The following is a 24,960-nucleotide window of genomic DNA, read 5'->3' as shown; positions in this document are numbered from 1 at the left end:
CCCGCGAGTCAGCCAGCCTCAGCCCGCTTGCTGACCGAACCCCTGCCGCTGCGGCAGCTGCACCCCGATCTGCTGGGCCAGCCGATAGCCGGTGTCCGCCAGTCCGCGGATGTGCTCCGGCCGCAGCCCGGACTGCAAGGCCGTGTCGAGCAGCCCCGCCATCCGATGCCCTGGCTTGCCACGCAGGGCTGCTTCCAGTGACACCCCGGCCAGCGGGCCGTCGCCACGTGCGTAGGCGCTGAACGCCAGCAGGACCAATGCCTCGGCCCGCCACGGCTCGGGCAAGGCCCGGGCCAGCGCCGACCAAAGCCGCTCGGCTTCATCTGCACGCTCGCCGATTGCCAACGCGCACAGGGTGTCCCGGACAAGCACGTCGGTAAGCGGGCATCCGAGCCGGGCCAGCTCCGCAGCGGTGGGCTCCCAGCCGCCCGCCAGCGCGACGACAGCGTTCAGCACCTGCTCGACGTCGCGGCGGGCCCGATCCCGGGCATCGCCCTCCCCCGCCGTCCACTGCGCCGCACAGTCGTCGATCGCCGAGGCCACCGCGGCACAGCGGGCCGCGTCATCGGGGGCGATAACCGCCTGGAGGTCTGCTCGCCGGGCGTACAGCCGCCTGCCTTCCAGCACCGCAGCGGCCGCCAGCGGCGACGCCTCCGGGTCGTCGACCGGGCCTCCGACGCCGCAGCCGTCGGCGCAGTGCCACCGCCCCCCGTGGGCCACCTGGTCCACAACGTGCGCGCCGAGCAGCACGATGCCGTGGCCCGACAACTCCTGGCCCAGCGCGGCAATCAGCCGGCGGTGCTGGTCGTTGCAGACCGGGCAGCGCGCCCCCGCAGCGTCGACGATCACCGCGATGGCTGCGGCCGGGGTAGCGGCCGCCGCGACGTCGGCGAGCCGGCCCACGGTGTCCATGAGGGTGTCGAACAGATCGACCCGTAGCACCGAGCCCAGTTCGTCCCCATCGAGCGCCACCAGGATCAGGGATTTCTCGGGCACGAAGCCGAGGATGGCCGGCAGCGCAGCGATGAGGGCTCCGGGCCGATTCAGCGTGAATTCCGGTTGCTTGGTTGTCATGGCGGCAACGTTGACGACCACCCCCGTCATCGGGGGCGCGCGCAACCCTGCCCGGCCATCAGGTTGGGGATGAACCGCCAACTGTGAACAGATGGTGTTCGAGATGCATGAGCTGGCGAATGGGCGTAAGTGTCTGTGTCATGGATGCGAAGCGCGAGTACGACATCATCGTGATCGGTTCAGGTCCAGGAGGGCAGAAGGCCGCCATCGCCTCGGCCAAACTCGGCAAGTCGGTCGCGGTGGTCGAACGCGGCCGGATGATCGGCGGGGTCTGCGTGAACACCGGCACCATACCGTCCAAGACGCTGCGCGAGGCGGTGCTCTACCTGACCGGGATGAACCAGCGCGACCTCTACGGCGCCAGCTACCGGGTCAAGGACAAGATCACGCCCGCGGATCTGTTGGCCCGCACCCAGCATGTGATCGGCAAGGAAACCGAGGTGGTGCGCAACCAGTTGATGCGCAATCGCGTCGACCTGATCCTGGGACACGGCCGGTTCATCGACCCGCACACGATCGTGGTCGACGGCCATGGCGGCACCGAAAAGACCACGATCACAGGCGATTACATCGTGATCGCCACCGGAACCAAGCCGGTCCGCCCCGCCGGCGTCACGTTCGACGAGGAAAGGGTGCTGGACTCCGACGGGATCCTCGACCTGCGATTCATCCCGGCCTCGATGGTGGTCGTCGGCGCCGGTGTGATCGGCATCGAGTACGCCTCGATGTTCGCCGCGCTGGGCACCCGGGTGACGGTGGTGGAGAAACGAGACTCGATGCTGGAGTTCTGCGACCCGGAGGTTGTCGAAGCCCTGCGTTTTCACCTGCGCGACCTGGCCGTCACCTTCCGGTTCGGCGAAGAGGTGACCGCCGTCGACGTCAGCTCCAGCGGCACTGTCACCACGTTGGCCAGCGGCAAGCAGATCCCCGCCGAGACGGTGATGTACTCGGCCGGCCGCCAAGGCCATACCGCCCACCTCGACTTGGCCAACGCCGGCCTGGCCACCGACGAGCGGGGCCGCATCGTCGTCGACGATATGTTTCAGACCTCGATCAAGCACATCTATGCCGTCGGTGATGTGATCGGTTTCCCGGCCCTGGCGGCGACGTCGATGGAACAGGGCCGACTGGCCGCCTACCACGCGTTCGGCGAGCCGACCGATGGGATCACCGACCTGCAGCCGATAGGGATCTACTCGATCCCGGAGGTCTCCTATGTGGGGGCGACCGAATTGGAACTGACCCGCAGCGCGATCCCCTACGAGGTGGGCGTGGCCCGGTATCGCGAGCTGGCTCGCGGCCAGATCGCCGGGGACTCCTACGGGATGCTCAAGCTGCTGGTGTCCACGACCGATCTGAAACTGCTCGGCGTGCACATCTTCGGGACCAACGCGACCGAGATGGTGCACATCGGCCAGGCCGTCATGGGCTGCGGCGGCACGGTGGAATACCTGGTGGACGCCGTCTTCAACTACCCGACGTTCTCCGAGGCATACAAGAACGCCGCACTGGACGTGATGAATAAAATGCGGGCCCTGCAGCAATTCCGCAGTTGAGGCGCCGCCGGAAACCTTTTCCTCGCTCAGCGAACGCCCACGGCGCCGCGGAATTCCGACGGTGCTCCCGTACGTTGTGCAGCACATGCGCGCACCGTTTTCGGCGTGCGGCCCCCGGTGGGGGAAAATGGACGGTGCGATCCATTGCGATCTGCACAACAAGGAGGCGAAGGCGATGGCCGACTACCCGGATAACGGTCCCGACCGGGACCGGCACTATCAGGTCGAGCAGAGCGGCATGTACGAGCTGGAGGTGCCGGCGCCACAGCTGATGTCGGCGGACGGCGAGGGACCGGTCCTGATCCACGCCTTGGAGGGCTTCTCGGACGCGGGCCACGCAATCCGGCTGGCAGCCAAGCACCTCAAGAGCAACCTGGACAGTGAGTTGGTGGCGTCGTTCGCGATCGATGACCTGCTCGACTACCGCTCGCGGCGGCCGCTGATGACGTTCAAGTCCGACCACTTCACCCACTACACCGAACCCGAGCTGAGCCTGCACGCGTTGCGGGACAGTGCGGGCACCCCGTTTCTGCTGTTGGCCGGCATGGAGCCCGACCTGAAGTGGGAGCGGTTCATCACCGCGGTGCGACTGTTGGCCGAGCAGCTCGGGGTGCGCCGAACCATCGGCTTGGGCACCATCCCGATGGCCGTCCCCCACACCCGGCCAGTGACACTGACCGCACATTCCAACAATCGCGACCTGATCAGCGAATTCACCCCGTGGATCACCGAGGTTCAGGTTCCCGGCAGTGCGTCCAACCTGCTGGAGTACCGGATGGCTCAGCACGGCCATGAGGTCGTCGGCTTCACGGTGCATGTGCCGCACTACGTGGCCCAGACCGACTACCCCGAAGCCGCCGAAGCGCTGCTCAAGCAAGCCGCCCAGACCGGCGCGCTGGAGCTGCCGCTGAGCGACCTCCGCGACTCCGCGGCCGAGATCCGGGCCAAGATCGACCAGCAGGTCGAAGCAAGCGCTGAAGTGGCCCAAGTGGTGACGGCCCTGGAACGCCAGTACGACGCATTCCTCACCGCCCAGGAGAATCGCTCACTGCTGTCCCGCGACGAGGAGCTGCCCAGCGCCGACGAGCTCGGTGCCGAGTTCGAGCGTTTCCTGGCGCAGGAGGCGAAGAAGAACATCGACGGCGACGACTGAGGTCCGGGCTACCCGGTTCGACGAAGCGTGGCGGTGAGATGGTTCTGCGCGGGCTGGCCGACTGCGCCCATGTCCAGCGTGTAGGACAACTCATCGCCGTCGAGGCGATAGTGGCGGCTCAGGACGGTCACTTCTTTGGCCGTCGGCGCCAACCCGATCGTGGGTGCGGACATCTGCAGTTCCACGCCGTCGGCGGTGACCGTGTAGCTGCCTACCTCGATCTCGGTGATGCCGCTGGGGTGCGCCAGCACCCACTCGATCTGACCGGGTTGCGGCACCCGCAGGTAGCCGGCTTCGGCATGCAGCGGCAGGCCCTCGGCGGGCGACTTGGTCTTCTGCCCGTAGACCAGGAACGGTTTGCCGACGTGTGAGAACACCACCTCTTCGAGGTAGTCGAATGACGCGATCGTGGGATACACCCCGGATCCCCGGCCTGACCAGGTGCCCAACAGCGGGGCTAGCTCCACAAGGTTCGGATGCAACTCGGGTGCCATGCCGCCAGCGTAGTGCGCGGTGGCGCCGGCACGGCTCAACTTGTGCTAGGCATCTCGCGGTGTTCGCGCAGGGCCTCGATCTCCCGCTCGAAGTCGGCGGCCGAGGAGAAGGACCGGTACACCGAGGCGAATCGCAGATAGGCCACTTCGTCGAGTTCGCGCAGTGGACCCAGGATCGCCAGCCCCACCTCGTGGCTGGGAATCTCCGGCGAACCTGCCGCTCTCACAGCGTCTTCCACCTGCTGAGCCAGCAGATTCAGCGCATCGTCATCGACCTGGCGGCCCTGACAAGCTCGGCGCACGCCGCGCATGACCTTCTCCCGGCTGAACGGCTCGGTGACGCCACTGCGTTTGACCACGGCCAGCACTGCGGTTTCCACCGTGGAGAAACGGCGGCCGCATTCCGGACAGGACCGTCGGCGCCGAATAGCCTGGCCTTCGTCGGCTTCGCGGGAATCCACCACCCGGGAGTCTGGATGGCGACAAAACGGGCAGTGCATTGCCGCTCCTTCGCCGTGCCGGAAACCCGCGCCCTCAGACAGCTGGGGCACCGTGGGCCATTGGGACAACTGCGAGCGTACCTGCGCGGGCTTCCGGCGGCGCCGCGCAGTGGCCGCAACCGGCGGCCGAACCGACACGGCGACCTCAGCCCAGCGGCGCGATCAGCGTCTGGCCGGCGACCAGGGCCACCGACTCCAGGCTGTTGAGCTCGCGAATGCGCTCGATGACCTGTCCGGCCGGCGCGTCCGGTGCGACGCGGGCCGCCAGGTGCGCCAGGCTCTCCCCACTCTGGACACGCACCACGCCGAGCTGGTCTGGCACCGCGGAGGTACTGCCGGCTGCTGCCGCGCCGAACTGGGCGATCAGCCCGAGCCACACAGTGATCCCGGCGGCGACCAGAGCCAGCACGACGGTGGTCGCCGGGGTGATGGCCTTGACGGTCTGCGGCCGGTGCGGCGCACGGGACATCAGTACCCCGGAACCACGGTGCCGTAGCGCGGCCCCGCCCGGCCGCTGCCGGACCAGCCGTGCCGGCTGAGTGCGGATCGGGTAGGCGCGACCCGAGGTCCGCGGACCGCGATGCACCTGGCCCCGCTCGGCGCGGGCCGGCGCGAACGTCGGGGCGATCGTGTCGATGAGCATCATGTGCGGTTCTCCCTCACTCGGCGCCGGCGACCCTGTTCGCTCGACTGTTCGAATACTAATCGATCGTACGTTCGACATCCGAACATGTGATCGAAATGTTGTCGAAAATATTAGCGAACGGGTCCGACAAGTCGTCGACACTTTCGAACGCCCGCGCGACACACCTCGAACACATGTTTGATTAACCGCAGCTATGCGACTAGATTTGCCCCCATGAGTGACAGCAGCAGTAACCCAGCGGGTCCGGACTCAGCGCTGACCGCCCGGCAGCGCACGATCCTGAACGTCATCCGCGCTTCGGTGAACGAGCGGGGTTACCCGCCGAGCATCCGCGAGATCGGCGACGCCGTCGGACTGACCTCGACCTCCTCGGTTGCTCACCAGCTGCGCACGCTCGAACGCAAGGGCTATCTGCGCCGTGACCCCAACCGTCCCCGCGCGGTCGACGTCCGTGGCCAGGACGACATGGCCGGCGCCGTCGAGGCCGTGCAGCGCACCGAGTTCGCCGGTTCGGATGCGCTGCCCGAGCCCGCTTTCATTCCGGTTCTGGGCCGGATCGCGGCCGGCGGGCCGATCCTGGCCGAGGAAGCCGTCGAGGATGTCTTCCCGCTCCCCCGCGAGCTGGTCGGTGACGGTGAACTGTTCTTGCTCAAGGTGGTCGGCGAATCGATGGTGGACGCCGCGATCTGCGACGGCGACTGGGTTGTGGTGCGCCAGCAGAACGTCGCCGACAACGGCGACATCGTGGCCGCAATGATCGATGGCGAGGCGACCGTCAAGACGTTCAAACGCACCGGCGGTCAGGTCTGGCTGATGCCGCACAACCCCATTTTCGATCCCATACCCGGCAACGATGCGGTGGTGCTGGGCAAGGTCGTGACCGTCATCCGCAAGGTCTGATCATGTTCGCGCCGTGCCCACCGTTCGATGCGGAGTCGGCGCGACACAAGGTGTCAGCCGCGGAGGACGCCTGGAATACCCGAGATCCCGCACGTGTGGTGCTGGCCTACACCGAGGACTCGGCGTGGCGCAACCGGGGCGAATTCCTCACCGGGCACGCGGAGATCGAAGCATTTCTGCGACGCAAGTGGGCCGCCGAACGCGACTACGCACTACGCACTACGCAAAGAGCTGTGGTGCTACCAGGTCCCGATTACCGCGGCGCAGCGGCGCCTCTTCGGCCCGCGCCCGCAACGCGAACGCGACCTGCCGCTGCCGCCGCGGTGATCAGCCGGCCCTGGTGAAGCCGTTGAGCCGCGCCGCATCCTCGGTGGCGAACCAGATCTCGGCGAGGGTGTCGTCATATAGGGCGTTCTGCGGGGTGTAGTAGAGCCCCGAGCCGATGTTCGCCTTGATCGGGTAGCCGTTCGGCTGCTGGTATGGGTCGTCCAGCGGCAGGTGCATCACCGGGTGCACCGATTCGTCGATGCCGAAGTTGCGCGGTTCGCCACCACCTCCGAAGGTGCGAGTGTCCGTGCCACCGCCGAACCTGCGGGGTTCGGCGACAGCGCCGAACCCGCGTGGGTCCGCCCCGGTACCGCCGTGCCCCACGGCATGCCGACCGGTGCCGAAGTCTTCTTCGGTCACCACCCGGGTGGGGGCGGTGTCGGTGTCGTCATCGTCGTCGACCTCCGCCTCGCTCTCGTGCTCGCCGTAGTGCAGCCACGGCGCATCCGGAATCGATGAGACGGGCAGTTCAGGCTCGGACGCGTACGGCGATGCGGAGGCGCCGTAGCGACTCGGCAGCCGGACGGTGCCCTCGTTCTCGCGGTGATCTTCGCGGTGGTCTTCGCGCCGGTCGTGGTGGGCCCACTGCTCGTCATCGTCGTCGTAGTCGTCGGCGACCGGGGCCGGCACTGCAACCGGTGAACCCGGCAGCACAGCGGCCGGCCGACGCCGCTGCCACCACATCGCGGCCCCGGCCAGGGCGCCCAGCACTGCCAGCACCACCACCGGGATCAGCACCCACATCCAGTTCCAGTGCGTCTCCTTGGCCACGCCGGTCGAGGTCGACTTGCTGCCGTCGGGCAGGTTCGTGCCGGGAATCTGCAGGCCCGACAGGCCTTGTGCCAGCTCCGCCGGTTCGGTGCTGTACGTGTTGTTCGCCTGATTCCAGGCGATCGATCCGCCGGTGAACTTCTGCGACACCACGTCGCCTTCGACGGTCTGGTCACCCACCGGGGCGCCCAGCTTTCCGGAAGCTCCGTCGAGCTTGTCCCAGGCCGACTTCATCGCCCCTCGCACCACGAAGGCGCCGTTGTCGGGGCTGAAGAAGATCACCGGCTCGTCGTCGGCGGCGAACGAATTGAACTTGCTGCCCGGGATCGCTCCGTCAGCCGTGCCCGTGATCGGGAAGCCGAGGTCGCTGCCGGCCGGGCCGCCCAGCGACTCGTACTTGGCCAGCACGTCGCCTAGGACCGCGTTAGCTCCGGTGACCGGGCTGAAATAGACCTTGCCGTGGGCGAAGTCCTGACCCACGCCGCCGTTGTCGCCTATCGCGTACTGGTCGCCCTGCTTGGCCCCAAGTGCGCCGGCGGGCCCGCCAGCGCTGCGCCAGGCCTGATCGATGGCCGCGGTCGGGTCGACCTGGGCCTGCACATCAGCCAGCTGCGCCGCCAGCTCCGGCGGAACCGTGGTGAACGTCCTGGTCGCACTGTCAAAGGACAGCGTCCCGGCGCTGAACTTCTGGGTGACGACAGCACCGTCGTAGCTCTCGTCCTCGACCGGGACCCCGAGCGCTCCGGTGGAGCTGCCCAGCTTGTCCCAGCCGGCATTGATGGGTCCGCGCACCACGTGAGCGCCGTGCTCGGGCGTCCAGAAGATCACCGGGTTGTCGGGTCCGGACAGGATGGCCACCCGGCTGTCGGGAACCAGCCCGGGCACCTCGTCGCTGCTGGGGAAGCCGAGGTCGTTGTCGGCCGCACCGCCCAATGCCTCGTACTTGTCCAGGATCGCCCCGTAAAGCGCCTTGGCGCCGGTCTCCGGGGTGAAGAAGATGGTGCCGCCCGCGAAGTCCTGGGCGAATCCGACACCGGCCGGGTGCACGTCCCCCTTGGGTGCACCCAGCGGCGACCCGTCGCCGCCGGCCGCCTGCCATGCCGCCGTGATGGCGTCGTGGGCATCGCCGTCGGGCGTCGCCGCAGCGGTCTGCACCGACAAGAGCACGGTGACCGTCGCCGCCAGGCCGAGCGCCATGCGCACCGCCGTCTTGCCGAACCGATCTTTCCGACTAGTCACCAGCCCTCCCAGGCATCTTTATCGACATTATCGACGCAAATGTTTCCGGCATAGACTTTCCCGCAATCGGCCCGAGTTTCGAAGCCAAGTCATCGATATTGCGGAAACAGATACCCACCCGATGCTGAAATGATGCAAAGGCCGCTGCCCTGAACGGAACGAGGGGCGCTACCAAACATGCAGGTAGCGCCCCTTGCAGCGCCCGATCGGGGCGCCAAATCGTTGCCGATTGCTTCAGCTAGACGCCGAGGCTGCGGCCGATGATCTCTTTCATGATCTCGGTCGTCCCGCCGTAAATGGTCTGAACGCGGGCATCCAGATAAGCCCGCGCGACCGGGTATTCGCGCATGTAGCCGTATCCACCGTGCAGCTGCAGGCAGCGGTCGATCAGGTGCACCTGCTTCTCGGTGGAATACCACTTGGCCATCGCGGCCTGCTCGACGGTCAGCTTCTTGTCCAGGTGCAGCTTCACAAACTCGTCGACCATCATCCGCACCACGGTGGCCTCGGTGGCCAGCTCGGCCAGTAAGAAACGGCTGTTCTGGAAGCTGCCGATCGGCTTGCCGAACGCCTTGCGCTCCTTGGTGTACTGGATCGTCTGGTCCAGCACCGCCTCCATGGCGCCGGCGGCCATGATCGCGATCGAGATCCGCTCCTGCGGCAGGTTCTGCATCAGGTAGATGAACCCCATGCCCTCCTCACCAAGCAGATTCTCCACCGGCACGTGTACGTCGGTGAAGGACAGCTCGGCGGTGTCCTGGGCGTCCAAACCGATCTTGTCCAGGTGACGACCGCGCTCGAAACCCTCCATCCCGCGCTCCACGACCAGCAGGGAGAAGCCCTGCGCGCCCTTCTCGGGGTCGGTCTGAGCAACGACGATCACCAGATCGGAGTGGATGCCGTTGGTGATGAACGTCTTGGAGCCGTTGAGCACGTAGTGGTCGCCCTGCTTGACCGCGCGGGTCTTAATGCCCTGCAGGTCGCTGCCAGTGCCCGGCTCGGTCATCGCGATCGCGGTGATCAGCTCACCGGTGCAGAACTTCGGCAACCAGCGCTGCTTCTGCTCCTCATTGCACAGTTCCAGCAGGTAGGGCGCGCAGACGTCGTTGTGCAGGCTGAAGCCCAACCCGCTGTAGCGGCCCGCGGTGACTTCCTCGGTGATGATCGTGTTGTAGCGGAAGTCCGGGTTGCCGCCACCGCCGTACTCCTCGGGCACCGCCATGCCCAAGAAGCCCTGTTTGCCGGCTTCGAGCCACACCGAGCGGTCGACGATCTTGGCCTTCTCCCACTCCTCCTGGTAGGGCGCGGCGTGGCGATCCAGGAAGGCCCGGAACGACTCCCGGAAAAGCTCGTGTTCGGGATCGAACAGGGTTCGCTGGTACTTGACTGCGGCACTCATTGCCTGACCTCCGGTCGACGGATCTTTCCGACGAGAATAGACCAACCGGATGGTTGGGCGACGCAGCGGTGGGTACCGGCGCTAGCGCGCTACCCCACCCTGTCGGCGCTGTCCAGTACCGCCCCGCTGCCGACGCCGGCCGTCGGCCTGCGAAGCCGGCTGCGCAGCGCCGCTGCTGCCGCCACGACGGCGCCGCGGACGGCCGGACTGACCCGGTGAGGTCTGGCCCGGCGAACTCTTGGCGCGGGCCGGCGGAGCGGCCTTCGGGGCCACCGGAGCGGGCGCCCGCAACGGAGCTACCTCCCCCACCAACTCCAACACCGAAGCGGAATCGGCCGCCACCTGTTGCGGGGCGGCGCTGATCCCCGCACGGCGCAGCAGCACCTGGGTCTCGCGGCGCTGCTCGGGCAGGACCACGGTGACGACGTCCCCGGCGCTGCCGGCGCGTGCCGTACGCCCGGAACGGTGCAAGTAAGCCTTGTGCTCGGCGGGCGGGTCCACGTGGACCACCAGTTCGACCTCGTCGACGTGCACGCCGCGGGCCGCGATGTCGGTGGCCACCAGAACCCGGACATCCCCGTCGGCGAATGCCGCGAGATTGCGCTCACGGGCAGGCTGCGACAGGTTGCCGTGCAGGTCGACCGACGGAACTCCGGATTCGGTGAGCTGGCGGGCCAGTTTCCGGGCCTGATGTTTGGTGCGCAGGAACAGGATTCGCCGGCCGGTGCCCGAAGCTAGCAGCTGCACCAAGTCCTTCTTGTCCTGCAAGCCGGAGACGTGGAACACGTGATGAGTCATTGCCGGGGGCGGTGCGTCGAGTTCATCGACGGAGTGCGACACCGGATTCCGCAGAAAGCGCCGAACCAGCTTGTCGACCCCGTTGTCCAGCGTCGCCGAAAACAGCAGTCGTTGACCGGTTTCGGCGGTGGCGGCCAGAATGCGGGTCACGCCGGGCAGGAAGCCCAGGTCGGCCATGTGATCCGCCTCGTCCAGCACGGCAATGCGTACCGCGTCCAGCGTGATCAGCCGCTGCTTCATCAGATCCTCGAGCCGTCCGGGGCAGGCCACCACGATATCGACGCCGGCGTTGAGCGCGGCCACCTGACGGTTCTGCGACACCCCGCCAAAGATGGTGGTCACCGTCAGGCCGCTCGCGGCCGCCAGCGGCTCCAGGGTTGCGGTGATCTGGGTCGCCAGCTCCCGGGTGGGCGCCAGCACCAGGCCACTCGGCCGGGCCCGGTGGCGCTTCTCGCCGGCCAGGCGAACGACTAGCGGCAATGAGAAGGCCAGCGTCTTTCCGCTGCCGGTCTTGCCCCGGCCCAGCACATCACGGCCGGCCAGACTGTCCGGCAACGTTGCGACCTGAATGGGAAACGGTGCGGCAATACCGCGATTGGCGAGCACACTGACAAGTTCAGCGGGCACGCCGAGTTCGGCGAATGAATTGGTGGTCATGACATGCCTTTCCGGCATCGGCTGTGCCACAGCGGCCGTCACGACGGACCTATCTGTCTGCAACACAGAGTTGGCGAGATTGCCTGTTGGCAATAGCGATCGCCGCGAGAAGAGCTTCACACGCCAGCTGAATCGGCATCTGGGGCCGGACGGCGGTGAGTAAGCGTTCCACGACGCGTGAGCACCAGCCTATAGCACCGGCGCGGCAATGCCTAAAATGCGGCGAATTCCCGAAGACTGGCAGCCAATGCCGCGGGAACCCGCGCGCGGATTCGGGTACCGCCCTCGCCGTGCTCGGCCTGCTGAACTCGACCATGTTCGTGCACTCTGGCTACCAAATCGCCACGACCGTAAGGGATGACGACATCGACTGCGGTGTCGACCGGCGCCACCAATTGACCCATCCGTTGGCGCAGCGCATCAATGCCTTCACCGGTGTGCGCTGAGACGAACACGGCTTCGGGCAAAGCACGTCGAAGTTGGGCCAACGCCAGATCTCCCGCGGCGTCAATCTTGTTGACCACCAACAGTTCCGGAGCACGCTGACCACTCGGGCCGGAATCGTGCTCGGCGATGACTTCAGAGATCACCTCGCGTACCGCGCTGATCTGCGCCAGTGGCGCCGGGTCGGAACCGTCGACCACATGCACCAGCAGGTCGGCGTCGGCGACTTCCTCCAGCGTGGAACGGAAGGCCTCCACCAACTGGGTGGGCAGGTGCCGCACGAAGCCGACTGTGTCGGTCAACACAACGGGGCGGGCCAATTTTGTTCCGGGGTCGAACTCTCCACGTCGCGTGGTCGGTTCCAATGTGGCGAACAGCGCGTCCTGAACCAGGACTCCGGCACCGGTCAGCGCGTTGAGCAGACTGGACTTGCCGGCGTTGGTGTAGCCGACGATCGCCACCGAAGGGACGTCACTGTGCCGCCGGCGGCTGCGCTGGGTGTCACGCACCTGCTTCATCGCTTTGATCTCGCGGCGCAGCTTGGACATCCGTTCCCGGATCCGGCGCCGGTCGGTTTCGATCTTGGTCTCACCGGGACCGCGGGTGCCTACTCCACCGCCGGCGCCGCCGGCCCGCCCACCGGCCTGCCGTGACATCGACTCACCCCAGCCGCGCAGCCGCGGCAGCATGTACTGCATCTGCGCGAGCGCCACCTGCGCCTTGCCTTCGGCGCTGGTGGCGTGCTGGGCAAAGATGTCGAGAATCAGCGCGGTGCGGTCGATCACCTTGACCTTGACCGCCTTTTCCAACGCGGTCAGCTGTGCTGGGGACAGTTCGCCATCGCAGATGACGGTGTCGGCTCCGGTGGCCAGCACCATCTCGCGTAATTCCTGAGCCTTGCCGGAGCCGATATAGGTGGCCGGGTCGGGCCGTTCGCGACGTTGGATCAGGCCTTCGAGCACCTCCGAACCGGCGGTTTCGGCCAGCGCCGCCAGTTCCACCATGCTGGCGTCGGCCTCGGCGGCGGTGCCCTCGGTCCACACTCCGACCAGCACCACCTTTTCCAGGCGCAGTTGGCGGTATTCGACCTCGGAGATGTCGGCGAGTTCGGTGGACAGCCCGGCGACACGGCGCAGTGCTGCGCGGTCGTCGAGGTTCAGCTCACCGGTGCTGGGCTGCGGCCTCGAGTCGGGATAGCTCACTGCGCCGCCCACCACCTCGGGGCGATGTCGCCACGCGCCACCAGTTCCGACGGACCCCGCAAGTAGCTGCCGGCCTCGGTGACGGTGACGCTGACCTGCCCGCCGGGGATGTTGACCCGCAGCGTGCCGGTCGAGACTCCGGTATGGGCCAGGGCCGCCACCGCGGCAGCCACCGTGCCGGTGCCGCACGAGCGGGTCTCGCCGACGCCGCGCTCATGCACCCGCATCGCTACCGCGCCGTCACGCGGCGCGGTCAGAATCTCCACGTTCACCCCGTTCGGGAACTGGGCGGTGTCGAACCACACCGGCGCCCCGACATCCAGGGCGGCCAGATCGGCCTCCGACAACCCGGGATCCACACAGGCCAGATGCGGATTGCCGACGTCGACGCCGAGGCCCGCGAACCGGCGTCCGCCGACCAGCGCCTCGAATGCCGGCCCCGAGCTGCCCAACAGGTTCGGTTTGCCCATGTCGACGGTGACCTCGGCGTGCACGTCGTCGGCATGGTGCACGATCACCGGTCGCGGCCCGGCCAGCGAGCCGACGACGAACTCGTCGGCCGATTCCAGGCCGGCGGCCCGCAGGTAGTGCGCGAAGACCCGGACTCCGTTGCCGCACATCTCGGCCACCGAGCCGTCGGCGTTGCGGTAGTCCATGAACCAATCGGCATCCGCCACCCCTTCAGGCAGCTGCTCGAGCACCCCGGCGTTCGCCGCCGCACCGGCGGTGGTGACCCGCAACAGACCGTCGGCGCCCAGGCCGCGGCGGCGATCGCACAGCGCGGCCACCGCGGCCGGGGTCAGCTCCAGTGCCGCGTCCAGGTCCGGCAGCAACACGAAGTCGTTCTGGGTGCCGTGGCCCTTGGCGAAAAGCATGTGCTCAGGATACGTGCCGCATCGCGGCCAGCGCCGCGTCGAGCAGGCCACCGGCGGCGGCATCGAGCCATTGGGTGCGATGGTCACGGCGGAACCAGGATCGCTGCCGGCGCACGTAGCGGCGGGTTCCGATGAACGTCTGCTCCTGGGCAGCCGCGAGATCCCGGTCGTCGCCGCCCGCATCAAGGGCGGCGATCACCTGGGCGTAGCCCAGCGCTCTGGCGGCGGTGACCCCGTCCCGCAAGCCCGACTGCAGCAGTCCTTCGACTTCGGCGACCAGCCCCTGGGCAAACATCGTGTTGGTGCGTGCGGCCAGTCTCTCATCGAGAATTGCTGTGTCGCAGTCCAATCCGAGGATCACGGTGTCCCAGCGCGGCGCTCCGATGGTGGGAGCGGAGGCGGCGAACGGCGCTCCGGTCAGTTCCACCACTTCCAGCGCCCGCACGATGCGTCTGCCGTCGGTGGGCAGGATCGCCGCGGCGGCCGCAGGGTCGGCGCCCGCCAGTTCGGCATGCATCGCGGCAACTCCGACCTCGGCCAACCGCTGTTCGTAGCGGGCCCGCACCACCGGATCGGTGGCCGGGAACGACCAGTCGTCGAGCAGGGCCTGCAGGTAGAGCATCGACCCGCCCACGATGATCGGCACCGCGCCGCGGCCCAGGATCGCCTCGACGTCCGCCGCCGCGGCCTGTTGATAGCGGGCCACCGTCGCGGTCTGTACGACGTCGAGCACGTCGAGTTGGTGATGCGGAATGCCGCCGCGCTCGCCCGGCGGCAGTTTGGCGGTGCCGATGTCCATGCCGCGGTAGAGCTGCATGGCGTCGGCGTTCACGATCTCGCCGCCCAGCCGCGCGGCTAGGTCCAGCGCCAGTTGTGATTTGCCCGTCCCGGTGGGCCCAACGACTGCGATCGGCCTCACGGCTGCCAGACCCCCACGAAGTAGCCGACCCCGTACGGGGCGTCCCGGTAGAGCTGTGTGACGCCGCGCGGCGCGGTTCCGAGCAGCCCGGCCAGAGCCGCGAACCCCGCCCGGCCGACGATCTGCGGGGGCAACCCGGTCAATGCGGCGACGTCGCCGCCGGCCAGAGCATCGTCCAGGGCGCGCTGGCATTCGACGTCGCCCGGGTGGTGCCCACCCGGAGCGGACGGGGTCAAAGTGTTGGCGCCGTCGGCAACCAGCAGCACGCCGGTGAGCTCGGCCGCGTGGTCGATCTCGGCGCGCAGGCGCCTACCGGTGTCCGGCGCCGTCTCCGGATCGGCGCAACAGTGCACCACTGCCTCGGCGTCGGGAAAGACCTGACCTCGCACCCATCCGGCGATCAACGCGGGCAACGGCAGATCAACAGGATTGGGGGCGGCCGGTGCCAGCCGCACCGCCACATCGGCGCCGAATCCGGCGAAAGTGCCGTTGCTCTCGGCCCCGTACACCGCATCCGGCCCGGCCCCGAGGACCACCCAGCGCGTCGGCAGCGCCCGGGCAGCGGTCAGCGCTGCGGCCCGCAACTCAGCGGCTTCGGCGGCGGTGCCGGCCAGCTCGGGCACCAGCACCGGCGCCGACGGCATGATCGCTATCGGTCCCAGCACGGCACCCAAGCTAGCTGTTGGTCGGCGCAGCCACCGGCTCGGCCAGGTCGGCGCCGGCATCGGCGACGATGGTGGCGGCCTCGCCGCGGGCCAGTGCCGCCGTGGCGATCACGATCAGCACCACCCCGATGATCACCGCGACGTCCTCTGTCCCGCCGGCCTGAATGGTCTCGTTGAGCAGCAGGACGCCCAGCGCACTGGCCACCAACGGTTTGGCCACGGTCATCGTCGGCATGGACGCGGTCAGCGCACCGGCACGAAACGCCGACTGCTGGAAGATCATCCCGGCCAGCGTCGCCACCAGCCAGGGCACCAGCGCCGGCGCCCGCAGCACCGCGCCGATGCCGTCGGCTTTGAGCACCTCCACCAGAACCTTCGTCAGCAGGGCGAACACCGCCAGCGAGGTGCCGGCCACCACCGCCAGCAGCACCGCGGCCGCCGGCCGGCCCTTGTAGATCCGGGCGGCCAGCACGCAGCCCACCAGCACCACCGCCAGCACGACCGACACGATGATCCAGGTGGCCGCCGGCGCGTGATGTTTGCCTTCGGTCGGATCCCCCACCACGACCACCACTGCCAGCGCTGCGGCCAGGAGGATGGCCCACATCCACTCCCAGTTGGTCACCCGGCGATGAGTCAGCCAGGCATACATCGGCAGCGCGAACAGCAGTGCGGTCACCTGCAAGCCGGTCACCAGCATCACCGAGCCGACCGCCAGGGCCACCGCCTGCAGGGCGTAGTTGGCCACGGCCGCTGCGCCGCCGCCCCACCACCGCGGGTCGCGCAGCGACAGCCAGAACAGCTCCAGGTGGCCTACCTGCTGGTCAGTGATCTCCTGGGCCGACCGCTGCCGGATCACGTCGCCGATCGCGGACGCCAGTGCGGCGCACAGCGCGAGCAACGCCGCTAGGAAATTCCCTGTCGACATGGCCCCCTCCTCAAGCGGGCAACGATACCCGCTGTTCACCTTCCGGCCCGGGAGCGAGGCCACCGGCGGCGCTCGGTTAAGCCACCGCGACGGCCGGCTCGCCCGCGGTGGCCGCCTGATCCCGCGACAGCGCCGCCACCGCGGCGACCAGCGTCGCCACCGCAAGCACCAGGGTGAACGCCGCATCGCGGCCGGGGTTGAGCACCTCGCCGAGCAGGACCATGCCCAGCGTTGTGGCCACTATGGGCTCGAGCACCGTGATCGTGGGCAACGAGGCCGTCAGGGCGCCGGCCCTAAATGACGACTGCTGATACACCGCGCCGGTCAGCGCGACCGCGGCCCACGCATACAGCTCCGGTGCGGTGGCCATTGCGCGCGGACCGTGGCCGATCAGATCGACCACCCCCTTGGTCAACACCGCGAAAGTGCCCCACGAAATGGCGGACACCGCAGCCAGCAACACGGCCGCTGCCGGTCGCCCTGTATAGGCTCGCGCCCCGATCAGACAGAGCAACACCGTCGGCGCCAGCACCGCGATCACCCAGAACCAGGCCTCCAGAGAGGCCCTCGCCTGCCCGGCGGTGGGATGGCCGATGGCGATGATGATCGACTCGGCGCCAACCAGCAACGCCGACCACGACCACACCGAATGCCGCAGGCGATGGCCGGATTGCCGGGCACCCAGTGGCAACGCGAACAGCAGTGACGTGACCAGCAACGACTCCACCAACAACACCGACCCGAGGCCGAGCGCCACGGCCTGCAGGCTCAGCGCCACCAGCCCTGACACCGTGCCCACCCACCACTGCCGATCGGTCAACAGGCGGGCGAACAGTGCAGCGGCCCCGACCCCCTGGTCACCGACCCGGTGGGCACTGCGCTGCTGAATCACGTCGCTGATCGCGCTGAACAGCGCCGCACCGAGCGCAAACAGCACGGCGATGGTCTCTTTCGCCAATGCCGGCCTCCTACAGGTCTGCGGGTGCCGCGGGTAACTCCCGGTGGCGATCGGACAGGCTACCGCCCGGCTCATGCGGCGGCCCCAGCTTCGCCTCTCCTTCGTCGAACCTCGCTGAACCGCCGAGTTGACGGCACAGCGTGGCGGGCAACTGCTTGAATACTCTTGAATGCTTCTAGGCAGATCGAAGGCGCCGCGGTGCGCGGCAGATGCGCGGGTTATCCCGCGAAGGGTTAGGTGACGACAGCGATGACCACTGACAGCGGTTCGTCCGCCCCCACCCCACGGCCGGGGCCCCGTCCCGGTCCCAGGCCTGGTGCCCACGTCGGGCCCAAGCCGGGTGCCCGACCTGTCCCGGCCGTTATCGGGCCGCCCACCGGTGACCCGCACCGCTTCGGGCGGGTCGACGACGACGGCACGGTGTGGCTGATCACGCCGGCCGGTGAGCGACAGATCGGCTCCTGGCAGGCCGGTGACCGCGAGGCCGCGTTCGCCCACTTCGGCCGCCGCTATGACGACCTGAGCACCGAGGTAACGCTGCTCGAGGAGCGGTTGTCGTCCGGCAGCGGCGACGCCCGCAAGATCAAGGCATCCGCGGCGGCACTGGCCGAGCAGTTGCCGACGGCCAGCGTCCTCGGGGACATAGAGGCGCTGGCGGCGCGGATCGCGGCGGTCACCGAGCACGCCGACAGCGTCGCCGCAGCCGGCCGTGCGCAGCGTGATGAGCATCGGGCGGCCGCGACCGCACGCAAGGAGGCGCTGGCCGCCGAAGCCGAGGAGCTGGCCGCGACTTCGACGCAGTGGAAGGCCACCGGCGACCGGCTGCGCGCCATTCTCGACGAATGGCGCACGATCACCGGCCTGGACCGCAAGGTCGACGACGCGCTGTGGAAGCGCTACGCCGCGGCCCGCGATGGCTTCAACCGGCGGCGGGGCTCGCACTTCGCCGACCTCGACCGCGGCCGAGCCGGGGCACGCGAGGAAAAGGAACGGCTGTGCAAGCAGGCCGAGGAGCTCTCGGGATCCACCGACTGGGCATCCACCAGTGCCACGTTCCGCCAACTGCTGGCCACCTGGAAGACGACCGGGCGGGCCTCCAAGGACGTCGATGAGGCGTTGTGGCAGCGGTTCAAGGCCGCCCAGGACACCTTCTTCTCCGCCCGGAATGCCGCGAACGCCGAACGCGACGCCGAGCTCGAGGCCAACGCCACCGCCAAGGAGGCCCTGCTGGCCGAGGCCGAGCGGATCGACCCGACCAACCAGAACGCTGCGCGCGCCGCGCTGCGCTCGATCGTCACCAAGTGGGATGCCCTGGGCAAGGCGCCCCGAGAGCGTTCCGCGGAGTTGGAACGGCGACTGCGGGCGGTGGAGAAGAAGGTCCGCGACGCCGGTGCCGCCGCCGAGGCGGCCGTGGTGGATCCCGAAGCCGAAGCCCGGGCCGCCCAATTCCGCACTCGCGCCGAACAGTTCGAACGTCAGGCACTCAAGGCGCAGGCCGCAGGCCGGGACAAGGAGGCCGCCGAGGCCACCGCCAACGCCGAGCAGTGGCGGCAATGGGCCGAGGCCGCCGAACAGGCGCTCAACCGGCGCTGACGACCGGCCGATGTTTGAGCATCGGCACCGCCGGGCTACCACCCCAGTGAGGCAACAACCCACTCACTGGAGGTGACACATGAGCAATATCACCGCGGCACTCGACGTCAAGCGCCCGATCCGGACGGTCTACAACCAATGGACCCAGTTCGAGTCGTTCCCGAAGTTCATGGAGGGCGTCGAACAGGTACAGCAACGCGACGCTACCCACCTGCACTGGCGAATCAAGGTGGGTCCGGCGTCGCGTGAGTTCGACGCGACGATTACCGAGGAACACCCGGAAGAACGGGTCGCGTGGCGTTCCGACACCGGCCCGAGTCATGGCGGCGTGGTCACGTTCCACAAGATCGACGACGGCACCACCCGGGTTACCACGCAGATGGATATAGACCCCGATGGTGTTCTGGAAAGCGCGGCCGACAAACTCAACATCCTTGACCACCGGGTCCACGCGGATCTCAAGCGGTTCAAGGACTTCATCGAGAACCAGCCCGCCGAAACCGGTGCCTGGCGCGGAGACGTACCGCGACGATGATCGACCCGACCGGGTGGCGAAGGCCGGGCCGCCACCCGGCCTACTCGCCCCCCGGCGGGTCCTCGGGACGGCTCAGATCGTCCAACAGGTTTCGTGACTGCAGCTGCGCGGTGCTCTGCCGGCGCTCGGCCTCGGCGGCGAGCTGAAGGGCGGTGCGTGACCACACCACGCGGGCCCAGTGAAATGTCAGCACGATCAGCGTGATCCAGGCCAGGATCAGTCCGATGCCCGGGCCCGGGTCACCCCGTACCGCGGTCTGCCGGGACCACACCGCCAGTAGCCCGACGGCGGCGGCCACCGCCGAGCCCGCCAGCGCCACCCAGGCCACCGTCCAGCGCCGGGTCACCAAGGCCAGCAGCGAGAACCCCACCCCGAATACCAACGCCAGCCACATGAACAGCTGCGACGGCAGCGTCACCAGGGCCTCGTCGGTGCCGTCACCGGGGAAAAGGACATCCCAGCCGCGGACGGAACCGGTGTGCGGCAACAGGAAGGACCCGAGCAACACGAAGACGCAGATCGCGACGACCAGCCCCCTGCCACCGGGGTCGATTTCTCCGGCGACGCGCCGCTCGGCGGCCTCGATGTCGGCGCGGTAGGCCTCGAAGTTGTGATGGTTGTCCCCGTTGCCGCTCATCGCGTCACCCCCGGCATCTTCGGCATGCCCAGTCCGATACTGGGCGCTGGTTCGGCATAGCTGTCACCGGCCCTGGTACGCCGGTGGCTCAGCAGAGCTCCGTCGGCCAGTAGGTGGTGCGGTGCCGCACCGGTGACCGTTGTGGTCACGACGTCACCGGGGCGCACCTGCGCGGTCCCGGGAGCGAAGTGCACCAGCCGGCCGTCGCGCGCACGGCCGCTCATCCGCGCCGTCTGGGCGTCTTTGCGGCCCTCACCGACTGCCACCAACAGTTCGACGGTGCGCCCGACCTGGGCTTTGTTCTCGTCCCAGGAGATCTGTTCCTGCAGCTCGATCAGCCGGTCGTAGCGTTGCTGGACAACCTCTTTGGGCAGTTGATCGGGAAGTTCGGCGGCCGGTGTTCCGGGCCGCTTGGAGTACTGGAAAGTGAATGCGGCCGAGAATCGCGCGGCCGCCACCACCTCAAGGGTCTCGTCGAAGTCCTGCTCGGTCTCACCAGGGAAACCGACGATCAGGTCGGTGGTGATGGCTGCGTCAGGAATGGCGGCCCGAACCCGGTCGAGGATGCCCAGATAACGCTCGGCGCGGTAGGAGCGGCGCATCGCCCGCAGAACCCTGTCCGAGCCGGACTGCAGCGGCATATGCAGTGTGGGGCACACGTTCGGGGTCTGCGCCATCGCCTCGATGACGTCGTCGGTGAATTCGGCCGGATGCGGTGAGGTGAAGCGGACCCGCTCCAGACCGTCGATGTCCCCGCAGGCCCGCAGCAGCGACGCGAACGCACCGCGGTCGCGCGGCAGTTCCGGGTCGGCGAAGGAGACACCGTAGGCGTTGACGTTCTGACCCAGCAGGGTCACCTCGAGAACGCCTTCGGCGGCCAGCGCCCGCACCTCGGCGAGGATGTCCTCAGGGCTGCGGTCCACTTCGCGGCCACGCAACGACGGCACGATGCAGAAGGTGCAGCTGTTGTTACAGCCGACGGAGATGGACACCCAGGCCGAGTAGGCGGAGTCCCGCGCGGCGGGCAGCGACGACGGGAACTCCCGCAGCGATTCGACGATCTCCACCTGGGCGCTGCGGTTGTGCCGGGCGCGCTCCAACAGCGCCGGCAACGATCCCAGGTTGTGGGTGCCGAAGACGACATCCACCCAGGGCGCGCGGCTCAGCACGCTGTCTTTGTCCTTTTGCGCCAGGCAGCCACCGACGGCGATCTGCATGTCGGGGTTGCTGCGCTTGTTTGGGGCCAGGTGGCTCAGGTTGCCGTAGAGCTTGTTGTCGGCGTTCTCCCGAACCGCGCAGGTGTTGAACACCACCAGGTCGGCATCGACGTCATCCGGTGCCCGCCGGTAACCGGCCTGCTCGAGCATGCCGGCAATGCGTTCGGAGTCGTGAACATTCATCTGACAGCCGTAGGTACGCACTTCGTAGGTGCGCATCTGTTCGGAAATCACCGGCAAACTCACCCGGTCTATGGTACGGCGGCTAAGTCGATCGGAGTGACCAGGCCGATAGCGGCGCCCGCGCGATGCCTTCCTAGGTAGGGTCAGATCCCATGACCAGCGGCGGGCCGGATCTGGTGCCGATGATCGCCATCCACCACGTCAACAAGTACTTCGGCGGCCTGCATGTGCTCAAAGATGTCAACCTCGAGGTCGCTCGTGGCGAGGTGGTGGCGATCCTGGGCCCGTCGGGCTCGGGCAAGTCCACCCTGTGCCGCACCATCAACCGGCTTGAAGTCATCGACTCCGGTGCGATAGCCGTCGACGGCCAGCCGCTGCCTGCCGAAGGTGCGGCGCTGGCCCGGCTGCGGGCCCAGGTCGGCATGGTGTTCCAGTCGTTCAACCTGTTTCCGCACAAGACCATCCTGGACAACGTCACACTGGCACCGATGAAGGTGCACAAGATGCCCCGAGCGCAGGCGCAGCGTCAGGCGATGGCACTGCTGGAGCGGGTCGGCGTGGCCGACCAGGCCCACAAACATCCCGCACAGTTGTCCGGCGGACAGCAGCAGCGGGTGGCGATCGCACGGTCCCTGGCGATGAACCCGAAAGTGATGCTGTTCGACGAGCCGACCAGTGCCCTGGACCCGGAGATGATCAGCGAGGTACTCGATGTGATGACCACGCTGGCCGACGACGGGATGACCATGGTGGTGGTCACCCACGAGATGGGCTTCGCGCGCCGTGCAGCCGATCGGGTGGTGTTCATGGCCGACGGTGCCATCGTCGAAGAATCCGCCCCCGCAGAGTTCTTCGCGGCGCCGAAATCGATGCGGGCCCAAGACTTTCTCGCCAAGGTCCTCGACCACTGATGCGGACAGCGCGAACCCTGCAGGTGCTGGCACGAGCCTGGGCGGTCCTGGCGGTGGCGTCCGCATTGGCCGCGCTCTGCACGGCGTGTACCGCCCACGACAGCGGTAAGATCACGGTCGGCGTCAAGTTCGACCAACCCGGCTTGAGCGTCAAGAAGCCCGACGGCACGCTCGGCGGATTCGATGTCGACGTGGCCCGCTACGTGGCGGCCCGGCTGGGCTACCCGCCCGACCGCATCGCGTGGATCGAGGCCCCGTCCAGCCAGCGCGAGATGCTGCTGCGCAACGGCCAGGTCGATTACCTGGTGGCCACCTATTCGATCACCGACTCCCGGCGACAGAAGGTCGACTTCGCTGGCCCCTACCTGCTCACCGGGCAGTCGCTGCTGGTGCGCGCCGACAACACCGACATCACCGGCACCGCGTCACTGCAGCGGCACAAGAAGCTGTGTTCGGTCTCGGGCTCCACTCCGGCCCAACGGATCAAGGACCGCTATCCGGGCGTGCAGCTGCAGCGCTACGACACCTATTCGGCGTGCGTGGAGGCGCTGCGCAACGGTGCAATCGACGCAGTGACCACCGACGACGTGATCCTGGCCGGCTACGCCGCCCAGAGTCCCGGAGCCTTCAAACTGGTCGGCGAACGCTTCTCGCAAGAGCTCTACGGCATAGGTGTGCGCAAGGGCAACGACGCCTTGCGCCAGCGGATCAACGACGCCCTCGAGGAGATGGAACGCGACGGATCGTGGCGAGCCGCGTTCGTGGACAACTTCGGTCCCGCCGGGTTCGCGGTGCCCGAACCGCCGCCGATCGAGCGATGATGTTCGCCGAGTACCGAGGACAAATACTCCAATCTTTCACCGTCACCGTCGAGTTGGCAGTGTTGTCCGGCACGCTCGCGCTGATCTTGGGCACCGGGCTGGCCGCGATGCGGCTGGCCCCGGTACCGGTGCTGCGGTGGATCGGCGGCGGCTATGTCCATCTGGTGCGCAACACCCCGCTGACGCTGCTGTTGTTGCTGTGCTCGTTCGGGCTGGCCCAGACGCTGGGAGTCTCGCTGACCGATCCGCAGTCGCCAACGTCGATCGACGACAGCAACTTTCGCCTGGCGGTGCTGGGCTTGAGTGTGTACACGGCGTCGTTCGTCTGCGAGGCGGTGCGCTCGGGCGTCAACACCGTGGGCATTGGCCAGGCCGAGGCCGCTCGCTCGCTGGGACTGAGCTTCACCCAGAATCTCCGAATCATCTTGCTTCCCCAGGCTTTTCGGGCCGTAATAATCCCGCTGGGTTCGGTGCTGATCGCGCTGACGAAGAACACCACCTTGGCCTCAGCGATCGGGGTCGCCGAGGCGGCGCTGCTGATGAAGTCGATGACCGAGAACACCGCGGCGCTGCTGGGGGTCGGCGCGGTGTTCGCCGCCGGCTTCGTTGTGCTCACTCTGCCGCTGGGTTTGTTGTTCGGATATCTGGACCGGCGCTGGGCGGTGTCGCGATGAGGTCCGCGCCCCGGGCGACGGTGCTGTTTGACACCCCTGGGCCCCGGGCCCGCGCCCGCTACCACGCAATGTCGGTGGCGACGGTGTTGGTTGCCGGACTGCTGGGCTGGGTGATCTATTCGCGACTGTCAGCCAAGGGCCAGCTCACCGCGGAGAAATGGACACCGTTTCTGACCGCGGACCTGTGGCGCACTTACGTGCTGCCCGGGGTGATGGGCACATTGACCGCGGCAGCCTGGTCCATCGGACTCGCGCTGATCCTGGGGGTATCGCTCGGTGTCGGCCGACTGTCGCAGATCAAGCCGGTGCGCTGGAGTTGCGCGGTGACCGTGGAGTTCTTCCGGGCAATTCCGGTGCTGATCATGATGATCTTCGCCTATTTCATCTACGGCCTACTCAACGTCTTCCCCCCGCAACAGATAGCGCTGGCCGGAGTGGTCACCGGGCTGACCCTCTACAACGGGGCCGTCATCGCCGAGATCGTACGGGCGGGCGTAAAAGCCCTGCCCGGCGGGCAATCCGAGGCGGCAGCCGCGTTGGGGTTGGGCTGGGGCGCCTCGATGCGGCTGGTCCTGCTTCCTCAGGCCGTCACCGCGATGTTGCCGGTGCTGGTGTCACAACTGGTGGTGGTACTCAAGGACACCGCCATCGGTTACCAGATCACGTTCGTGGAGATGGTGCGCCAAGGCACCGTCGTCGGCTCCCAGTACAGCAACTACCTGCCCGCACTGCTGGTGATCGCGGCGCTGATGATCAGCGGAAATCTGGTGCTCTCGGCCGGGGCAATCGGGCTGGAGCGGCGTCTGCGCCGGGCCCGCCACTCCCCCTTGGGGGCGGCCACAATTGAGCCGGAGGGCGCCCCGGGCGCCCGGGTGGTTTAGGGA

At 67.9% G+C, this 24,960-nt stretch carries 24 protein-coding genes and 1 pseudogene; 10 read left to right on the top strand and 15 right to left on the bottom strand.

What is annotated here, in order from left to right:
• Positions 1-18: 18 nt before the first annotated feature.
• Positions 19-1,074, bottom strand: coding sequence for a DUF4192 domain-containing protein (locus NM962_16055; protein UVO11470.1), 1,056 nt, complete (start codon positions 1,072-1,074; stop codon positions 19-21).
• Between the two features lie 140 nt (positions 1,075-1,214).
• Here NM962_16055 and sthA point away from each other — a divergent pair, with 140 nt between their 5' ends.
• Positions 1,215-2,630, top strand: a complete 1,416-nt coding sequence (gene sthA / locus NM962_16050) for a Si-specific NAD(P)(+) transhydrogenase (GenBank protein ID UVO11469.1) — start codon at positions 1,215-1,217, stop codon at positions 2,628-2,630.
• 175 nt (positions 2,631-2,805) lie between these two features.
• Complete coding sequence (locus NM962_16045; GenBank protein UVO14768.1) at positions 2,806-3,783, top strand: PAC2 family protein; 978 nt, start codon at positions 2,806-2,808, stop codon at positions 3,781-3,783.
• 8 nt (positions 3,784-3,791) lie between these two features.
• Here the strand turns inward: NM962_16045 and NM962_16040 are convergent, their stop codons facing one another.
• The 3 genes from NM962_16040 to NM962_16030 form a co-directional block, all read right to left on the bottom strand.
• Positions 3,792-4,277: an FABP family protein gene (locus tag NM962_16040; GenBank protein UVO11468.1), complete on the bottom strand. Its 486-nt coding sequence runs from the start codon at positions 4,275-4,277 to the stop codon at positions 3,792-3,794.
• A gap of 35 nt (positions 4,278-4,312) precedes the next feature.
• Complete coding sequence (gene nrdR / locus NM962_16035) at positions 4,313-4,777, bottom strand: transcriptional regulator NrdR (protein UVO11467.1); 465 nt, start codon at positions 4,775-4,777, stop codon at positions 4,313-4,315.
• A 145-nt stretch (positions 4,778-4,922) separates the two neighbouring features.
• Positions 4,923-5,423 (bottom strand): LysM peptidoglycan-binding domain-containing protein, encoded by a 501-nt coding sequence (locus NM962_16030; GenBank protein UVO11466.1) that lies wholly within the window; start codon positions 5,421-5,423, stop codon positions 4,923-4,925.
• A 213-nt stretch (positions 5,424-5,636) separates the two neighbouring features.
• Here NM962_16030 and lexA point away from each other — a divergent pair, with 213 nt between their 5' ends.
• Both lexA and NM962_16020 read left to right on the top strand, forming a co-directional pair.
• The gene (gene lexA, locus NM962_16025) at positions 5,637-6,323 is read left to right on the top strand and encodes a transcriptional repressor LexA (GenBank protein ID UVO11465.1); all 687 of its coding nucleotides are present in this window, start codon (positions 5,637-5,639) and stop codon (positions 6,321-6,323) included.
• Positions 6,323-6,650, top strand: a pseudogene (locus NM962_16020) (nuclear transport factor 2 family protein). Before lexA ends, NM962_16020 begins: the two are co-directional and overlap by 1 nt.
• On the opposite strand, the gene NM962_16015 reads toward NM962_16020, so the two are convergent.
• The 9 genes from NM962_16015 to NM962_15975 all read right to left on the bottom strand — a co-directional run bounded on the left by NM962_16015 (position 6,651) and on the right by NM962_15975 (position 17,505).
• Positions 6,651-8,660, bottom strand: a complete 2,010-nt coding sequence (locus NM962_16015; GenBank protein UVO11464.1) for a hypothetical protein — start codon at positions 8,658-8,660, stop codon at positions 6,651-6,653.
• Positions 8,661-8,898: 238 nt separating this feature from the next.
• A complete protein-coding gene (locus NM962_16010) occupies positions 8,899-10,059 on the bottom strand; it encodes an acyl-CoA dehydrogenase family protein (protein UVO11463.1) in 1,161 nt (386 codons plus the stop codon).
• An 81-nt stretch (positions 10,060-10,140) separates the two neighbouring features.
• Entirely contained in the window at positions 10,141-11,514 is a 1,374-nt protein-coding gene (locus NM962_16005; GenBank protein ID UVO11462.1) for a DEAD/DEAH box helicase, read from the bottom strand.
• A 212-nt stretch (positions 11,515-11,726) separates the two neighbouring features.
• A complete protein-coding gene (hflX, locus tag NM962_16000) occupies positions 11,727-13,160 on the bottom strand; it encodes a GTPase HflX (protein UVO11461.1) in 1,434 nt (477 codons plus the stop codon).
• Entirely contained in the window at positions 13,157-14,035 is an 879-nt protein-coding gene (dapF, locus tag NM962_15995) for a diaminopimelate epimerase (GenBank protein UVO11460.1), read from the bottom strand. Before dapF ends, hflX begins: the two co-directional genes overlap by 4 nt.
• 4 nt (positions 14,036-14,039) lie before the next feature.
• Positions 14,040-14,954, bottom strand: coding sequence for a tRNA (adenosine(37)-N6)-dimethylallyltransferase MiaA (gene miaA, locus NM962_15990; GenBank protein ID UVO11459.1), 915 nt, complete (start codon positions 14,952-14,954; stop codon positions 14,040-14,042).
• The gene (locus NM962_15985; protein ID UVO11458.1) at positions 14,951-15,619 is read right to left on the bottom strand and encodes a hypothetical protein; all 669 of its coding nucleotides are present in this window, start codon (positions 15,617-15,619) and stop codon (positions 14,951-14,953) included. Before NM962_15985 ends, miaA begins: the two co-directional genes overlap by 4 nt.
• Before the next feature lie 10 nt (positions 15,620-15,629).
• Positions 15,630-16,547 (bottom strand): DMT family transporter, encoded by a 918-nt coding sequence (locus tag NM962_15980; protein UVO11457.1) that lies wholly within the window; start codon positions 16,545-16,547, stop codon positions 15,630-15,632.
• 76 nt (positions 16,548-16,623) lie between these two features.
• Complete coding sequence (locus NM962_15975) at positions 16,624-17,505, bottom strand: DMT family transporter (GenBank protein UVO11456.1); 882 nt, start codon at positions 17,503-17,505, stop codon at positions 16,624-16,626.
• A 249-nt stretch (positions 17,506-17,754) separates the two neighbouring features.
• Here NM962_15975 and NM962_15970 point away from each other — a divergent pair, with 249 nt between their 5' ends.
• Both NM962_15970 and NM962_15965 read left to right on the top strand, forming a co-directional pair.
• Positions 17,755-19,098: a DUF349 domain-containing protein gene (locus NM962_15970; GenBank protein ID UVO11455.1), complete on the top strand. Its 1,344-nt coding sequence runs from the start codon at positions 17,755-17,757 to the stop codon at positions 19,096-19,098.
• Between the two features lie 79 nt (positions 19,099-19,177).
• The gene (locus NM962_15965; GenBank protein ID UVO11454.1) at positions 19,178-19,633 is read left to right on the top strand and encodes an SRPBCC family protein; all 456 of its coding nucleotides are present in this window, start codon (positions 19,178-19,180) and stop codon (positions 19,631-19,633) included.
• 40 nt (positions 19,634-19,673) lie between these two features.
• Here NM962_15965 and NM962_15960 read toward each other — a convergent pair whose 3' ends face one another.
• A complete protein-coding gene (locus NM962_15960) occupies positions 19,674-20,270 on the bottom strand; it encodes a hypothetical protein (GenBank protein UVO11453.1) in 597 nt (198 codons plus the stop codon).
• Positions 20,267-21,706 (bottom strand): tRNA (N6-isopentenyl adenosine(37)-C2)-methylthiotransferase MiaB, encoded by a 1,440-nt coding sequence (gene miaB, locus NM962_15955; protein ID UVO14767.1) that lies wholly within the window; start codon positions 21,704-21,706, stop codon positions 20,267-20,269. The genes NM962_15960 and miaB overlap by 4 nt, the downstream gene beginning before the upstream one ends.
• Before the next feature lie 146 nt (positions 21,707-21,852).
• Here miaB and NM962_15950 point away from each other — a divergent pair, with 146 nt between their 5' ends.
• The 4 genes from NM962_15950 to NM962_15935 are packed head-to-tail and all read left to right on the top strand — an operon-like array spanning position 21,853 to position 24,957.
• Positions 21,853-22,581: an amino acid ABC transporter ATP-binding protein gene (locus NM962_15950; protein UVO14766.1), complete on the top strand. Its 729-nt coding sequence runs from the start codon at positions 21,853-21,855 to the stop codon at positions 22,579-22,581.
• Entirely contained in the window at positions 22,581-23,402 is an 822-nt protein-coding gene (locus tag NM962_15945; GenBank protein UVO11452.1) for a glutamate ABC transporter substrate-binding protein, read from the top strand. Before NM962_15950 ends, NM962_15945 begins: the two co-directional genes overlap by 1 nt.
• Positions 23,399-24,076, top strand: a complete 678-nt coding sequence (locus tag NM962_15940) for an amino acid ABC transporter permease (GenBank protein ID UVO11451.1) — start codon at positions 23,399-23,401, stop codon at positions 24,074-24,076. Before NM962_15945 ends, NM962_15940 begins: the two co-directional genes overlap by 4 nt.
• The gene (locus tag NM962_15935) at positions 24,073-24,957 is read left to right on the top strand and encodes an amino acid ABC transporter permease (protein ID UVO11450.1); all 885 of its coding nucleotides are present in this window, start codon (positions 24,073-24,075) and stop codon (positions 24,955-24,957) included. The genes NM962_15940 and NM962_15935 overlap by 4 nt, the downstream gene beginning before the upstream one ends.
• Positions 24,958-24,960 lie beyond the last annotated feature (3 nt).

The organism is Mycobacterium sp. SVM_VP21 (assembly GCA_024758765.1).
Taxonomy (GTDB): domain Bacteria; phylum Actinomycetota; class Actinomycetes; order Mycobacteriales; family Mycobacteriaceae; genus Mycobacterium; species Mycobacterium heraklionense_C.
The sequence above is the reverse complement of the archived record's forward strand: the minus strand, read 5'-3'. Positions and strand labels throughout refer to the sequence as shown.

Excerpts from the sequence above, each read along its gene's own strand:
- NM962_16055 (UVO11470.1), bottom strand. The coding sequence starts at position 1,074 with ATGACAACCAAGCAACCGGAATTCACGCTGAATCGGCCCGGAGCCCTC.
- sthA (UVO11469.1), top strand. The coding sequence starts at position 1,215 with ATGGATGCGAAGCGCGAGTACGACATCATCGTGATCGGTTCAGGTCCA.
- NM962_16045 (UVO14768.1), top strand. The coding sequence starts at position 2,806 with ATGGCCGACTACCCGGATAACGGTCCCGACCGGGACCGGCACTATCAG.
- NM962_16040 (UVO11468.1), bottom strand. The coding sequence starts at position 4,277 with ATGGCACCCGAGTTGCATCCGAACCTTGTGGAGCTAGCCCCGCTGTTG.
- nrdR (UVO11467.1), bottom strand. The coding sequence starts at position 4,777 with ATGCACTGCCCGTTTTGTCGCCATCCAGACTCCCGGGTGGTGGATTCC.
- NM962_16030 (UVO11466.1), bottom strand. The coding sequence starts at position 5,423 with ATGATGCTCATCGACACGATCGCCCCGACGTTCGCGCCGGCCCGCGCC.
- lexA (UVO11465.1), top strand. The coding sequence starts at position 5,637 with ATGAGTGACAGCAGCAGTAACCCAGCGGGTCCGGACTCAGCGCTGACC.
- NM962_16010 (UVO11463.1), bottom strand. The coding sequence starts at position 10,059 with ATGAGTGCCGCAGTCAAGTACCAGCGAACCCTGTTCGATCCCGAACAC.
- NM962_16005 (UVO11462.1), bottom strand. The coding sequence starts at position 11,514 with ATGACCACCAATTCATTCGCCGAACTCGGCGTGCCCGCTGAACTTGTC.
- dapF (UVO11460.1), bottom strand. The coding sequence starts at position 14,035 with ATGCTTTTCGCCAAGGGCCACGGCACCCAGAACGACTTCGTGTTGCTG.
- NM962_15980 (UVO11457.1), bottom strand. The coding sequence starts at position 16,547 with ATGTCGACAGGGAATTTCCTAGCGGCGTTGCTCGCGCTGTGCGCCGCA.
- NM962_15970 (UVO11455.1), top strand. The coding sequence starts at position 17,755 with ATGACCACTGACAGCGGTTCGTCCGCCCCCACCCCACGGCCGGGGCCC.
- NM962_15965 (UVO11454.1), top strand. The coding sequence starts at position 19,178 with ATGAGCAATATCACCGCGGCACTCGACGTCAAGCGCCCGATCCGGACG.
- NM962_15960 (UVO11453.1), bottom strand. The coding sequence starts at position 20,270 with ATGAGCGGCAACGGGGACAACCATCACAACTTCGAGGCCTACCGCGCC.
- miaB (UVO14767.1), bottom strand. The coding sequence starts at position 21,706 with ATGCGCACCTACGAAGTGCGTACCTACGGCTGTCAGATGAATGTTCAC.
- NM962_15950 (UVO14766.1), top strand. The coding sequence starts at position 21,853 with ATGATCGCCATCCACCACGTCAACAAGTACTTCGGCGGCCTGCATGTG.
- NM962_15945 (UVO11452.1), top strand. The coding sequence starts at position 22,581 with ATGCGGACAGCGCGAACCCTGCAGGTGCTGGCACGAGCCTGGGCGGTC.
- NM962_15940 (UVO11451.1), top strand. The coding sequence starts at position 23,399 with ATGATGTTCGCCGAGTACCGAGGACAAATACTCCAATCTTTCACCGTC.
- NM962_15935 (UVO11450.1), top strand. The coding sequence starts at position 24,073 with ATGAGGTCCGCGCCCCGGGCGACGGTGCTGTTTGACACCCCTGGGCCC.